A 12,683-nucleotide genomic window follows, 5' to 3' on the forward strand; every position below is an offset into this window, starting at 1 on the left:
CTCAGGCCGGGAACCACTCGGCGGCCAGCGGCGCGAGGGCGGCGACGATGGCCGCGTGGTCCTGGCCAGGGCCCGTGGCCAGCAGCCCGTGGTCGTTGCCGATGTCGGGCCCGGCGTAGTCGATGGCGCGCCCGGTCAGCGAGGTCAGCGTGCCCCCGGTGGCGTGGAGGATGACCTGGGGAGCGCAGCTGTCCCACAGCTTGGTGCCGATCGAGGGGTGGGCGTAGATGCGGGCCTGACCCCGGGCGACCATGGTGGTCTTGACCCCGCAGCTGCCGGTGCGCAGCTGCTGGTCGCGGGGGATGGCGAGGCGCTCGGCGAGGGGGTCGAGGCGAGGGCTGCGGTGGCTCTTGCTGGTCACGAGCTGCCACTCGAGGGGGTCGCGCTGGGCCGCGGGCCCGGTCAACGCCTGGGGGGCTCCGTCGCCCACGCGGGTCCAGGCCTCGCGGTGGTCAGCAGGGCCGGGGCCAAGCTCGACGCCCCAGCTGACGCGCCGGCTCCCGGGTTGGGCGACCACCCCGAGGGCGGGGCGGCCCCCGACGCACAGGCCGATGTGGATCGCCCAGCTGGGGTCGCCGCCGGCGAAGTCGCGGGTCCCGTCGACGGGGTCGATCATCCACACCCGCTCGGTCCGGCGCCAGGCGTCGTCGCGGGCCTTCTCCTCGGCCAAGATGGCGTCGCCCGGGAATTGGGCCCGCAGGGTCTCGACGATGGCCTGCTCGACGGCGAGGTCGGCCTGGGTCACGGGGCCCTGGTCGTCGGCCTTGTCCGTGGTCTGGAGGGTCTCGTCGCCGCCAGACTGGATGCGCAGGGCGATGGCGCCGCAGCGTTCGATGAGTTCGAGGGCGCAGCGAAGCTCCTGGGCGAGGACCGTCATCGCGCGGAGTATGGCGGTCGACGCGTCCGTCGAGCAAGTCGGACCAGACCATCGAGCCGCGGGAGCGTGCTAGACCGGGACCATGGTCGGCAGCATCGAAGGCGAGGCCCTGCACGCGCACCGGGCGAGGCTCGTGAGCCAGGCTCTGTACGGCTTTTGGACCGCGCTGCCGGTGTTCGTGGCGACCCTCGCGATGTGGCGCCCCGAGCTGTGGCTCCTGGCGACGATCTCGGGGGTCGTGGTGTTCGCCGGGGGCTTCGGCAGCGTGCGCGGGGCCCGAGAGCTGCGCCTGCCCCTCGCGGAGCGCTTTGAGCTCGAGGATGAGGTGCTGACCCGCTACGTCGGCGGGGAGGCCGTGGCCCGCATCCCTCGGGGGTCGATCAAGACGGCGTTCGCTGACCGGCGCAACCTGATGATCGGAGGCGGGCGCAAGCAGATCATCATCCCTCGGGCGAGCGAGGGCTTTGACGAGCTCGAGGCGCAGGTCCGGCTGTGGGTGCCGATCCAGACCCGGCGGGAGATGTTCGAGGGGCTGGGGCGTCGCAACCTCGCGCGCGTGGTGGTGTTTGGGGTCCTCATGTGCGCGGCGCTGGGCTACATGGTTTGGTTGACGGGGCTTTGGGTTCCGGCGACGGGTGGGGTGCTCGGGGGGGTGGTCGTGGCGGAGGGGTCGCGGCGGGTGTTGTTGGGGGGGAGTTTGGCTCGGGTCGAGGGCTTGGCTGGGGACTGAGGAGTCTCTCGGCTTCGTTGGGGGGCGGGCACGGGCCGGGAGGGTCGGATCCCCCGCTGTCGCCTGCGTGCGTGGGGTGGTCTGGTCTCGGGCTCTTGGTGTTGGCGTGGGTCGGGGCTCCGGCCCTCGCTGGGGCGGCTCCTAACGCTGGGGGATCCGACCCTCCCGGCCCTCTTGTGCCCGCTTGGGTTTGCGGGGGCTGGGGGCCTTTCGCGTAGTGAGAGCTAGTCGAGCAGGTCGACGCCGACGTGCTCTTGGACGGACTCGGCGATGGCGGGGACGTAGGTCTCGGCGAGCTCGGGGTGGCCGCTGCGGGCGAGCTGGACGATCAGGGCGCGGCTCGGCTCGACGTAGGCGCTGGCGAGGTCGGCGGACCAGGGGTGGCTCTTGGGGTGCTCGAGGCCGGCGAAGTCTTCGGGGCGGGCCTGGCAGCGATCGAGGGCGGCGAGGTGGCGCTGGGCGATGGCCTCGGGTTGCCAGTCCTCGGGGCGAAAGCGGGGGTGGTCCGGGGGGAGGACGACGCGCCACAGCAGGCCTTCGGGGACTCGGGGGAGGCGCTGGGCGGGCTCGGAGAAGACGTTGGCGAGGTAGATGGGGACGCTGTCGAGCTCGGGGTCGGACCAGATCGCCCCGATCAGGCGCAGGGGTTTTTCGACGTCGGGGAGGCTGGGCAGGCGCTCGCGGAGGTGGGCGCGGTACCAGGGGTGCACGAGGAGCTGGGCGTCGATGTAGAGGGTGTGCTCGCCGGCGCCGAGGACCGACTGGACGTAGAGGGCGGGGAAGCTGCGGTGGTCGTCGGTGCCGAACACGATGGCGCGCACGGGCGGTGAGCCGGAGTCGTCGGGCGTGGCCGGGACGCCGGGTCCCTCGGGGTCGGGGCTGCTGACGAGGTCGAGGGCGGCGACCTCGACCCCGCGCTCGGTGGCAGGGCGGCCGCGCTCGAGCACGGCGCCGAGCTGAGCGAGGAGCAGGACGAGGACGAGGCCGAGGCCGCCGACGGCGAGCAGGGTCGCGGAGCGGCTGGCCTTCGAGCCGGCGAGAGACTGCGAAGAGGCGAGGGATCGCCCCCCGCGGACCGCGGCCCAGATCAGGGCGGGCGTCCACAGCAGGGCGGGGAGCAGGTCGAAGCGCTCGAGGATCCACGCGCCGAAGGGGGTCGCGGGGTCGATGTTCTGGATCGCGGGGAAGGCCACGGTGCAGGCGAGCAGGGCCCCGAGCCAGCCCAGGAGCACGCCGGGGTTGGGGCCGGCGGAGCTCGAACCCGTTTCAGTCTCGGGGCCCCGGCGCGCGGCCGCGAGGACTAGAAAGGTGGCGAGGCCGAGGACGATCGCGGCGCCGATCCACGCGGAGCTGGCCGTGCTCGCGGTGAACACCTCGCCGAGGTTGGTGAGGCTGCGGCCGAGGGTCGCGGTGGCGGCGACCTCTTCTTCGTGGAGGCTCAGGCTGAAGGTCCCGTAGTCTCGGCGCAGCACGTGGTGGGCGAAGCCCGCGGGAGATCGGACGTCGCCCCAGCGCCACGCTCCGCCTGCGCCGATCGGCAGGGTCAGCAGGGGCGCGAGGCCCAGGGCGCTGCCGAGCAGGCCCGCGCCCCCGGTCGCGACGAGCAATTTCGGAAAACCCGAGCCCGGCTTCGTGTTGCGGGGCCACGCGGCACCCACGGCCAGGGGGACGAGCAGCACGGCCGTGAGGTGGTGGCTGAGCGCGAGGCCGAGGAGCAGGCCGAGGCCGAGGGAGCGGCGGATCGGGGAGCGTTCGGGCGGGGGAGGGCGCAAGGCTGTGCGCAGGAACAGGGCACAAAACAGCAGGTGAGGGCCCCACACCTCGGAGTCGAACACGTGCAGGCCCACGGCTGGCGCGGACGCGACGAGCAGCACGATCCCGGCGCTGGCCCAGGCGATCGCGGGCGGCAGCGGGGCGTCGTCTTCGGTGCACAGCGCGAGGGCGCAGCGGTGGATCAGCACGAAGGCGACCACGCCGGCGAGGCTCGAGGGGAGCGCAGCGGCGATCGCAGGGGGGATGCCGAGGCCTTCGCACACCCGCGAGAGCAGGCCCAGGATGCGCATCCACGGGTAGCCCGAAGGGTGCGCTACGCCACCACGGAGCATGATCGTGGCGAACTCTCCGGCGTCGCCGGCCTGCACGGCCCGGGGCATGGACCACAGCGCGAGCCCGGCGATGGCCAGCAGCAAGGCTGCGCTCGACACGAGGCTCGAATCGATGACCCGCGAGCGCACGTCGGGCTCGGCCTCACTCGCCTGCGCTTTGTCCCTCATCATCGAGCAGAATGATGTTATCGTAGGCTCGTGTCTCGGCGCTGTAATGCAGGTTTGAGGGAGTCCATCATTCAGACCAGCCTGGAGCTCGGAAGCCAGCTCGGTGAGGAGGGTCTGACCATGCGGGGGATTGCTTCCCGCCTTGGCGTGAGCGCGACGGCGCTCTATCAGCACTTCGAGAGCAAGGCGTCGATCTTGCGGGAGATTCGGGTCTACGGCCTCGATCTACTCCACGACTCGCTCAAGCCGGCCTTCGAGCAGACGGACATCGTCGAGCGCATGCGCGACATTACCCGTCGCTACATTCAGTTCGCGCGGGGCAACCCGTGGCTCTACTCGGTGCTGATGGAGCACGACCAGCTCGAGTGGGATCGCATGAGCCAAGACGACATCAAGTTCATCTTGCGACCGCTGGGCCTGCTCAAGGAGACCATGGCGGCGGGGCGCGAGGCCGGGGTGTGGCGCGACGACATCAGCATCGAGCTCGCCTCCTTCCGGGTGTGGGCATCGGTCCATGGGCTGTGCTCGCTGCTCAACAACGGGCGCTTTAGCGAGAAGCACCCGGCGTTCCCGATCCCCGACGAGAAGACCCTCATCGACGCCTTCGCCGATGGTGTGATCTCGACGCTGACCAAGTAAGGGCTCGCCGCCTAGCGCGGCAGCAATTTGTCGAGGGCGAGCATGAGCTCGCCCGCGGGCGTGACGACCAGCATCGAGCTGTCGAGGCGGGCCGTCAGGGCGTCGCGCAGGGCGTCGTCGGAGGGCTCGCTGGCCTGAGTCTCGCTAGCCTGCGGCGCGTTGGGCTCGGAGCTGGCGCGCAGCAGCTCGAGGGCCCGGGCGTCGATGAGCGCCCGCCAGTCCGCGCCGGGCTCGAGGGTGCGGCAGCCGCTCGGCCAGGCGGCGAGCTGAAAGCGTCGACCCTCGCGGTCGAGGATGTTTTGCAGCCAGGGGTTGCGAGCGGTGCACAGCAGATCGAGCTCGTGGTCGGTCCAGCTGTCCGCGGCGATGACGGTGAGCGCCCGGCCGAGGCGGCGGTCGACGGGGCCGCTGCCCGAGGCGCCCGGCGGGGGGAAGCTGCCCGAGTCGGCGCTGATCGAGGCGAAGCGGTCGCCAGCGAGCTGGCTGAGGTCGCCGATCGGCGTGCGGATCCGGGCCAGGGCCTCGTGGGCGGGCGGGCGCGCGTCGGGGTCCGGGTCCATCCATCGCGCGATCTCGTCGCGGTCGGCGGCCGGGAGGGCGCTCGCCTCGGGGGTGAAGCGGCCCACGGACAGGGCGGCCCACAGCGCGCCGAGCATGTAGATGTCGCCGGCCTGGGACGCCGGCGCGCCGGCGCGCTGCTCGGGCGGGGTCATGGCCAGGAGCTCGTCAAGGCCGCCGGTGCGCGTGGCGACGAGCCCGGCGAGGTGGTGGGCGCCGAAGGGCCCGAGCAGCGGGCGGCCGAGGGCGTCGCAGACGATCTGGCTAGGGAACAGGGAGCCGTGGGTGAGCCCGGCCGCGTGGGCTTGGGCAAGGGCCTCGAGCATGAAGGCGATCAGCGAGCGGGCCCGGGCGCCCGCGGCCGCGGCGAGGCCTGGGGGGCGGATCAGGTTGCGGAGGATCGGGCCTTCCCGGCGCGGCATGACCAGCAGGCCCTCGCGGGCGTCGAGGCGCAGGATCGGGCGGATGGCCGGGTGGGCGAGGGCGTCGGCGGCCACGGCCGCGGCGGCGAAGCGGTCGAGGGCCGTCAACACGGCGGGCTCGGGGCGGTCGAGGTCGCCGTACTCGGCGAGCAGCAGGTGCAGCTCGATCTCCTGGAGGTCGACGCGGTCGACCCCGACGTAGGCCGCGCCCGCGAACACGGCGGGCAAGGTCCCGGTGACTCGGTAGCGGCCCTGGGAGGCGAGCTCCGTGGGGCTGCGCTCGGGCTGGGCCTCGTCCTCGGCGAGCACCAGCTGGGCGGCGAGGTCGTGGCCGAGGCTGGCGAGGGCGCGGGCGAGCAGCCGGCGGACCTGGGCGCCGAGCTCTCCGGCGAAGGCCCCGGCGCGCCGGGCCTCCTGGCAGTGGCGCGCGGCCGCCTCGGCGTCGCCCAGATCCCAGCACAGCGAGGCCGCGAGGGCGTGGAGCTGGGCGGCGTGGCGGTTGGCGTCGCTGTTGGCGTTGCCGAGGTCGCGGCGCTCGTGGACGGGCAGGGGGCCGAGGGCCTCGAGGGCCTCGCGGGTCATGCCCGACTCGGCCAAGGCGGTGGCGGCCGCGAGCCGATCGCCGCTGCGCTCGAGGGCCGCGGCGCGCTCGGTCGGCGGGGCCTTGGCGATCTCGAGCACGCGGGCGGCCTCGCGATGGCGGCGGCGCTTGGTCAGCAGGGCGGCCGCGGCCTCGGCCTGCTCGGCGTCGCCGCTGGCCTCGAGGGCGAGGTAGACCGCCTCGGCCGCCGCGGGGGCGCCGTCTTCGAGGGCGGCCCGGAGCGCGTCGAGCAGGCGCCCGGCGTCGAGGTAGCGGGCGCTGGCTCCGGCGAAGTCCCAGATCTGCTCGAGCACCCAGCCGGCCTCGGCGTGCTGGCCGGCCCCGGCGAGCTCGCCCGCGACGGCCTCGTGCTCGCCCCGGCGCAGGCGCGCGCGGAGCTCGGGGGCGAGGCCCTTGCCCAGGTCTTCACGGCGCTCGAGGGTCGGCAATGGGCTCTCCTCCGGGGCCGAACTTCTCCACGGTGACCTGGAGCTCGGGGGCGTGGCCGCCTTGGGGCGCGGGTTGGGGTTGGCCCTCGCTGGGCAGGATGAAGCCGTCGGGGTGCATGCCCGGCGGCGTCGCCAGGGTCCGCATCTGGCCCAGCGGCGCCCAGAAGAAGCGATCGAAGCCGACCATCTGCGCCGGCTCGTCGCCGATCAGCGACAGCCCGTAGCCCGCCATCGAGCCCAGGGGATCGGCGAGGCTCTCGCCCTGCATGCGCTCGGCCAAGGGCGCGGTCGGGCCGGCGCTGGGCAGGGCGGCGAGGGCCGCCGAAGATCGCCAGTCCCCGCGGACCGCGTCGCTCGTCGCCCAGTCTCGGCAGTTCGAGCCGAGGGCCATGGCCACCTCCTCGGCGGGGCCCTGCTCGGCGTGGATCCACAGCGCGGCTTGGGCCCGGCACAGCGCCTGCCGCCCCTCGACCACGGCGAGGGCGCGGGCGGGCAGGGAGTCGACGGCGCGCAGCAGCATGATCCGGCGCAGGTGGACGTGCACGCCCTCGGACCAGCGCCCGCGGATCAGCGCGAGCTCGGCCAGCTCCTCGCGCCACAGGGCCCGACGCTGGGGCTCGATCACGGCCAGGTCGAGGAGCTCGAGGACGAGCTCGGCCTCGGTCATGGTCTCGGGCGCGAAGGCCAGGTAGGTCGCGCAGTCGAGGGTTGGGGCGCCGATGTCGAGGCCCTCGAGGCCGGTGTTCAGCTTGGCCAGGGCCGCTTCGCAGCGCGCCTGGGTCATGGGCGTGGGCAGGTCGCCGCCGAGCAGGGACTGGGCGAGGGCGATGGGGTCGGGGCTGTCCGGCGCGTCGCCTTCGCTTTCGCCCGTCTCGCCCCCATTCTCGGTTGGGGTCGGGGAGGGCGGCTTGGCCTCGGCGAGGAACTGCTCGGCGATGCCGCGCCAGCGCGCGACGTGGACGGTCAGCTGCCGCGCCGAGCTGTCCGGGACCAAATCAATACGCTCGCTGACCGAGACCTTGCGGGCCAGGGCGCGCACGCCGAGGACCGGGGGCAGGCGCTCGATGGACTCGACGCCGCCGGGGACCAGCGGCGGCGGCTTGGCCGTCCAGGTGTGGTGCTCGCTCGCCTTGGGCAGGGCTGCCGAGAGCTCGCCGAGCCAGCCCGCGTGGGCGTCGATGGCCGCGGCGAGGGTGTCGAAGTTGGCCGCCAGCGGGTCCGCTTCGCCCTTGCTGCGCCGGACCCCCGCGGCCAGCAAGCGCGCGCGCCCGGCCAGCGCCACGGCCCTCGCCTGGGCGCCCTGGGCCATGGGCACGCTCGCCGCCTCGATCTGCTCGCGCGTGGTCGGCAGGGCCTTGGCGAGGGCCTCCGGGATGGCCTGGCAGTCTTCCGCGCAGTCGCCGGTGATCAGCCGATAGCGCAGCTCGTCGAGGACCTCGGCGACCTGGACCAGCGGCTCGATGGGATCGACGCGGGTCCACGGGTGGCGCTGGAGCTCGTCGGTGAGGCGCTGGAGGCCAAAGCGAAGCACCCGCAGGATCACCACCTCGGGCGCGTTGAGGTGCTTTTCGTCGATCTCCTGGATGTCGCGCAGCAGCGGCTCGAGCAGCTCGTGGACCTCGAGGCGTCGGGCCAGGGTCAGCGGCGGGATCGCGGGCGGTCCGTGGCCGGTCCGCCACGCGGCGACGGGGTCGGCCGCGACGAGGGCGGAGCGGCTGTCCTCGACGACGCGCTCGAGGGCCTCGCGGTGGGCCTCGGTCCGCATGGCCTCGCGCTCCTCGGGGGTCTCGATCGCCGGGGCGTCCACGGGCGCCTCCTCCGGCGGATCCTGGCAGCCTCCCGCGCCGCCGAGGGCGGCGAGCAAGAGGGCGAGGCGGGGGAGGCGACCCGACGACGGGATTCGGCGCGTGGGCTCGGGCATGGGCACGGAGCCCTAGTATGCGGTCACAGCCCCGGCGCGGGGAAGGCCGCGAGGAACTCGGCCACGCTGGCCCGGGAGCGCTGGGCAAATTCGTCGGACACGGCGCCCTCGTGGGCCGCGGCCTCGCGCACGCCCGCGTCGATGAACCCCGCGACGGCGTCCATGTGCTCGACCCCCATCCCCCGGGAGGTCAGCGAGGCCAGGCCGATGCGGATGCCCGAGGGGTCGAAGGGCTTGCGCTTGTCGAAGGGGATGGAGTTGCCGTTGAGCTCGATGCCGCAGGCGTTGAGGGCCTGGGCCGCGACGCGCCCGGAGATGCCCCGGTTGGTCAGGTCGACGAGCAGCAGGTGGTTGTCCGTGCCGCCGGTGATCAGCTCGAAGCCGCGGCTGAGCAGGGCCTCGCCGAGGGCCTTGGCGTTGGTCACGACCTGCGCCGCGTAGGTCTTGAACTCGGGCTGGAGCGCCTCGTTGAAGGCCACGGCCTTGGCCGCGGTGGTGTGGTTGTGCGGTCCGCCCTGCAGCCCGGGGAACACGGCCTTGTCGATCTTCTTGGCGAATTCCTTGCGCGAGAGGATGAGCCCGCCCCGAGGCCCGCGCAGGGTCTTGTGTGTCGTGGTGGTCACGGCCGCGCAGTGCGGCACGGGGCTGGGGTGCACGCCGCCGGCGACGAGGCCCGAGATGTGCGCGATGTCGGCCACGAGGTGGGCCCCGACCTCCGCGGCGACCTCGGCGAAGGCGGCGAAGTCGAGCTCGCGGGGGTAGGCCGAGTGGCCGACCCAGATCAGCTTGGGCTGGTGCTCGCGGGCCATCTCGCGGACCTGATCCATGTCGATGCGATGGTCGGACTCGCGCACGCCGTACTGCACCGACTTGTAGTAGATGCCCGTCGCGCTGACCTTCCAGCCGTGGGTGAGGTGGCCGCCGGCAGGCAGCGACAGGCCCATGATGGTCCCCCCGGGCGGCACCAGGGCGAGCAGCACGGCGAGGTTCGCCGGCGAGCCGCTGTAGGGCTGCACGTTGGCGTGCTCGGCCCCAAACAGCTGCTTGGCGCGGTCGATGGCCAGGCGCTCGAGGGGATCGACGAAGTCCATGCCCTCGTAGTAGCGGCGCCCGGGGTAGCCCTCGGCGTACTTGTTGGTCAGGGAAGACGCGCTCGCTTCGAGCACCGCCTTGGACGCGTAGTTCTCACTCGCGATCAACCGGATGCTGTCACGCTGTCGGCGATCTTCGGCGAGCAAGAGCTCGTGCACGGCGGGATCGGAGACGGCGAGGGAGGGATCGCGCTCACGCTGGGCGTCGGACATGGACGCTTAATCGACGTAGATTCCCCGGATGTAAAGGCCTACTGCCGAGTCGATTGCGTCGTTTATCGGGGTGAAGCTGGTTCCCTGCGCAGGTCGTCACACGCGCCGGAGTGCCGATCTCCAGGTCTCCGCACTATGCGCAGGAGTCCGCCCTCGGCCGGAGTGCCCCCGAGCACAGACATGTATGGTGAGGGCCATCGCTGTGGGAGAGAAAAGCGCTCGCCAACCTGATATCCTGGTGGGGCATGACGTCGGTGCCTCCCAGCCAATCCGGGACAGTCGTGCGTGAACCGACGGTTGTCACGACGCTGCGGTCGCTCGACGAAATGGTCCGTCGGCCGGCCTGTCTCGTGGTGATCCACGGCGAGAACATCGGGCACAAGTACGACCTCGACGTCGAGGTCCTGACCATCGGACGGGGGCGGGACAACGACGTGTGCGTCAATCACCGTTCGGTCTCCCGGCACCACGTGGAGATCCACATCGAGGAGCGGGGCGCCAAGCTCAAGGATCTGGGCTCGACCAACGGCACCTACGTCAACGAGCAGCCCGTGCGCACCGTGTACCTGCGCGACGGCGACCGCATCAAGGTCGGGCGCACGGTGTTCAAGTTCATCAGCGGAACGAACGTCGAAGCCGCCTACCACGATCAGCTCTACGCGATGACCCGCTACGACGCCCTGACCGGCGTCTACAACCGGCGGGCCTTCGACGAGAAGATCACCGACGAGGTCGCCCGGGCGCGGCGCTACGGTCGGCCGCTGGCCCTGCTGCTGTTCGACATCGACCACTTCAAGCGCTGCAACGACACCTACGGCCACCGCGCCGGGGACCACGTGCTCCGCGAGGTCGCCCAGCTCGTCCAGCGCCGCGCTCGCAAGCACGACTTCGTGGCCCGCTACGGCGGCGAAGAGTTCGCGGCCTTGCTGCTCGAGTTCGAAGAGCCCGGGCCGCGGCTGTTCGCCGAAGAGGTCCGCGCCTTGGTCCAGGACCACGAGTTCGAGTTCGAGGGCACGGTCATCCCGATCACGATGTCGATTGGGCTGGTGCTGTGGACGCCGGAGCACGAGACCGCCGGACAGTTGATCGAGGCCGCCGACCAGTGCCTGTATCGGGCCAAAGAGGGCGGGCGCAACCGGGTCGTCATCGCGGGCACTTGAGGCGCGCAAAACAGCTGGGGCCGCCGCCTTTCCCTTGACGGTGCGCGCGGGCGCGAACTAGTTCCCGGGTGTGAAGACGCGTGGACCCGGGAAGCTGCCCCTCAAAGCGCTGGCTCTGAGTACCTTTGTCGTCGCCTGCGCCGACGACTCGAGCCCGAGCACGGACGACGAGGTCGGCGCGACGGAGTCCACTTCGGGGTCGGACACGAGCGGCTCGACGGAGGGGGAGTCCTCTTCGGAGTCCGAGTCGAGCTCCGAGGCGGATACGAGCGAGGCCGAGACCGACGAGACGGAGACGGACACGGAGACCGGTGAGCCGCCCAACCCCTACCCGGACCCGGGCGCCTGGGGCGGGACCCTCGGCCCGGGCGGACCCGCGGCCAGCTTCACCGAGGATCAGCTCTACCAAAACTGCGCGTATTACGACGGCGGGGAAGGGGACATCACCGACCACCACAACCTCGTGGTGATGTTCGACGGCTTCCTCGTCATGCCCTGGGCGCCCGAGTGGGGCAGCGGCGGGATCACGATGTTCGACATCGAAGACCCCTGCGCGCCGACGGTGGTCGGCTACGGGACCTCGGAGAAGATGCGCGAGACCCACGCCATGGGCTTCGCCGAGGTCGACGGCAGCTGGTACGCGGTGGTCGACGGCATCGAGAGCCTGTTCTTGAGCCTCGAGGGCGGCCTGCAGACCTGGCGGGTGGACGACGCCCAGCCCGAGCCCCTCGAGATGCTCAACCTCCCGGGCTTCGTCTACCCCGACGCCTACGCCCGCGTGACCCTGAGCGTGTTCTACCAGGCGCCCTACATCTACGCCGCGGGCGCAGACAACGGCCTGTACATCGTCGACGCCAGCGACCCGGCCAACCCGGTGTTCGTCGAGCAGGTCAACTTCCAGCCCACGCACCGCGCGGGCCAGGTCCAGGTCATCGGCAACCTGCTGATCCTCACCGCCGCCGAGGGCCCGCGGACCGTGCTCCTCGACGTGTCCATCCCCGACAGCCCCCAGCCCATCGCCGGCGGAGACTTCCAGATCACCGACTCCATGGACCAGCCGCGGGAGTCCTACTTCTCGAACTTCTCCGGGGGCTACGCCCTCTACGCCATCAAGGACGGCGGCGGCGGGTTGATCGTCTACGACATCCACGACCCCAACAACCCGAGCTTCGCGGGGGAGTACCCCTCGGGGGGCAACGGCGGCTACGTGTTCGCCAAGGAGGAGACGGTGGTCGTCGGCGAGTCGAGCATCGCCCGGCTCTACGACTGGACCGACATGGACGACATCGAGCTCGTCGCCGAGCTCGACCTCGAGGGCGACCTCGACACGGCCACGCCGATCGGCAACATGATCTTCCTCAGCGTCGACGACGAGGCCAACCCCAACGAGGGCACGGCGGCGGCGCCCTACCAGCTCGAGCCGGACTCGACGCCGCCGGTCGTCAACTTCGTGTGGCCGCCGGACGGGGCCGAGGGCATCGCCCAGACCAGCCGCTTTGGGGTGAGCTTCACGGAGATGGTCGAGCCCAAGAGCGCCTTCGAGGGCTCCGTGCGCCTGTACGAGACGGGCACGGAGCCTGCGCTCACGCGGGTCGACGGATGGATCTCGACGCAGGAGAACGTCGTGAATTTCGCCCCCAAGCAGGCCCTGAAGGCCGGTACGCAGTACACCTTCGAGATCCCGGCGGGCGGCGTCGTCGACTACACCGGCAACCCCACCGCCGAGGGCTTCACGGCGAGCTTCACCACGGGGGGCTGAGATGGCGCGGC

9 protein-coding genes are annotated in these 12,683 nt (G+C 72.0%); 4 read left to right on the plus strand and 5 right to left on the minus strand.

Going from position 1 to position 12,683, the window contains the following annotated elements; all coding sequences use genetic code 11:
• Position 1 precedes the first annotated feature (1 nt).
• The gene (locus PPSIR1_RS17975) at positions 2-877 is read right to left on the minus strand and encodes a 3'(2'),5'-bisphosphate nucleotidase CysQ family protein (protein ID WP_006972535.1); all 876 of its coding nucleotides are present in this window, start codon (positions 875-877) and stop codon (positions 2-4) included.
• Positions 878-959: 82 nt separating this feature from the next.
• Here PPSIR1_RS17975 and PPSIR1_RS17980 point away from each other — a divergent pair, with 82 nt between their 5' ends.
• Positions 960-1,607 (plus strand): hypothetical protein, encoded by a 648-nt coding sequence (locus PPSIR1_RS17980; protein ID WP_006972536.1) that lies wholly within the window; start codon positions 960-962, stop codon positions 1,605-1,607.
• Between the two features lie 224 nt (positions 1,608-1,831).
• Here PPSIR1_RS17980 and PPSIR1_RS17985 read toward each other — a convergent pair whose 3' ends face one another.
• A complete protein-coding gene (locus PPSIR1_RS17985) occupies positions 1,832-3,883 on the minus strand; it encodes a protein O-mannosyl-transferase family (RefSeq protein WP_086001445.1) in 2,052 nt (683 codons plus the stop codon).
• A 27-nt stretch (positions 3,884-3,910) separates the two neighbouring features.
• On the opposite strand from PPSIR1_RS17985, the gene PPSIR1_RS17990 reads away from it, so the two are divergent.
• Positions 3,911-4,519, plus strand: coding sequence for a TetR/AcrR family transcriptional regulator (locus PPSIR1_RS17990; RefSeq protein WP_086001446.1), 609 nt, complete (start codon positions 3,911-3,913; stop codon positions 4,517-4,519).
• Positions 4,520-4,530: 11 nt separating this feature from the next.
• Here PPSIR1_RS17990 and PPSIR1_RS17995 read toward each other — a convergent pair whose 3' ends face one another.
• From PPSIR1_RS17995 to PPSIR1_RS18005, 3 genes are read right to left on the minus strand one after another with little or no spacing between them, the layout of a single operon-like run.
• A complete protein-coding gene (locus PPSIR1_RS17995) occupies positions 4,531-6,528 on the minus strand; it encodes a protein kinase family protein (RefSeq protein ID WP_006972539.1) in 1,998 nt (665 codons plus the stop codon).
• Entirely contained in the window at positions 6,506-8,455 is a 1,950-nt protein-coding gene (locus PPSIR1_RS18000) for a hypothetical protein (protein WP_006972540.1), read from the minus strand. The genes PPSIR1_RS17995 and PPSIR1_RS18000 overlap by 23 nt, the downstream gene beginning before the upstream one ends.
• A 17-nt stretch (positions 8,456-8,472) precedes the next feature.
• Complete coding sequence (locus tag PPSIR1_RS18005; RefSeq protein ID WP_006972541.1) at positions 8,473-9,753, minus strand: serine hydroxymethyltransferase; 1,281 nt, start codon at positions 9,751-9,753, stop codon at positions 8,473-8,475.
• Between the two features lie 326 nt (positions 9,754-10,079).
• Here PPSIR1_RS18005 and PPSIR1_RS18010 point away from each other — a divergent pair, with 326 nt between their 5' ends.
• Positions 10,080-10,913, plus strand: a complete 834-nt coding sequence (locus tag PPSIR1_RS18010; protein WP_086001447.1) for a GGDEF domain-containing protein — start codon at positions 10,080-10,082, stop codon at positions 10,911-10,913.
• Between the two features lie 70 nt (positions 10,914-10,983).
• Positions 10,984-12,672, plus strand: a complete 1,689-nt coding sequence (locus PPSIR1_RS18015) for an Ig-like domain-containing protein (RefSeq protein WP_006972543.1) — start codon at positions 10,984-10,986, stop codon at positions 12,670-12,672.
• The last annotated feature ends 11 nt before the right edge of the window (positions 12,673-12,683 follow it).

This window comes from Plesiocystis pacifica SIR-1, from assembly GCF_000170895.1.
Classification (GTDB): Bacteria; Myxococcota_A; Polyangia; order Nannocystales; family Nannocystaceae; genus Plesiocystis; species Plesiocystis pacifica.

Excerpts from the sequence above, each read along its gene's own strand:
- PPSIR1_RS17975 (WP_006972535.1), bottom strand. The coding sequence starts at position 877 with ATGACGGTCCTCGCCCAGGAGCTTCGCTGCGCCCTCGAACTCATCGAA.
- PPSIR1_RS17980 (WP_006972536.1), top strand. The coding sequence starts at position 960 with ATGGTCGGCAGCATCGAAGGCGAGGCCCTGCACGCGCACCGGGCGAGG.
- PPSIR1_RS17985 (WP_086001445.1), bottom strand. The coding sequence starts at position 3,883 with ATGATGAGGGACAAAGCGCAGGCGAGTGAGGCCGAGCCCGACGTGCGC.
- PPSIR1_RS18005 (WP_006972541.1), bottom strand. The coding sequence starts at position 9,753 with ATGTCCGACGCCCAGCGTGAGCGCGATCCCTCCCTCGCCGTCTCCGAT.
- PPSIR1_RS18010 (WP_086001447.1), top strand. The coding sequence starts at position 10,080 with ATGGTCCGTCGGCCGGCCTGTCTCGTGGTGATCCACGGCGAGAACATC.